At 63.8% G+C, this 550-nt stretch carries 1 protein-coding gene; it reads right to left on the bottom strand.

The window, feature by feature from the left end; all coding sequences use genetic code 11:
* Positions 1 to 403 (bottom strand): AAA family ATPase (locus QZH66_RS18280; protein WP_305807213.1); only part of this gene is annotated, 403 nt, incomplete at its 3' end.
* Between the last annotated feature and the right edge of the window lie 147 nt (positions 404 to 550).

Below are 550 nucleotides of genomic sequence, written 5' to 3'. Positions count from 1 at the left end.
CGTGGGTGACGCCATCGAGCGTGACCTGCTGTTCGGCCATCGCTTCGAGCAGCGCGCTCTGGGTGCGCGGCGGTGCGCGGTTGATCTCGTCGGCCAGCAGCACCTGGGCGAACACCGGGCCGGGGTGGAACACGAAGGCCTCCTTGCCGCGCTCGTAGACCGACACGCCGATCAGGTCGCTGGGCATCAGGTCGGCGGTGAACTGCACGCGCGCGAACTGCAGGCCGAAAGTGTGCGACAGGGCATGCGCCAGGGTGGTTTTGCCGACGCCCGGAACGTCCTCGATCAGCAGGTGGCCGCCGGCCAGCAGACAGGCCACGCAGTCCTGTACACGGGCGCTTTTGCCCACAATCACCGTGTTAAGCTGGTCCAGAAGTGACTTGATTTTGTGCTGTGCATGCATGGCGTGACGTTATCCGAAAAAAGATAGACGGGGAGATGACTGTGAGCAAGACGGGCTATTTCACCCACCGCGATTGCTGGAAGCACGAGATGGGGCCGGGCCACCCGGAATGCCCCGAGCGGCTCGATGCCATTGAAGACCGTTTGC

Origin of the sequence: Stenotrophomonas sp. YIM B06876, from assembly GCF_030711595.1 — a bacterium.
Lineage (GTDB): Bacteria > Pseudomonadota > Gammaproteobacteria > Xanthomonadales > Xanthomonadaceae > Stenotrophomonas.
Note: the sequence above shows the minus strand (reverse complement) of the source record. Positions and strands in the feature narration are given on the sequence as shown.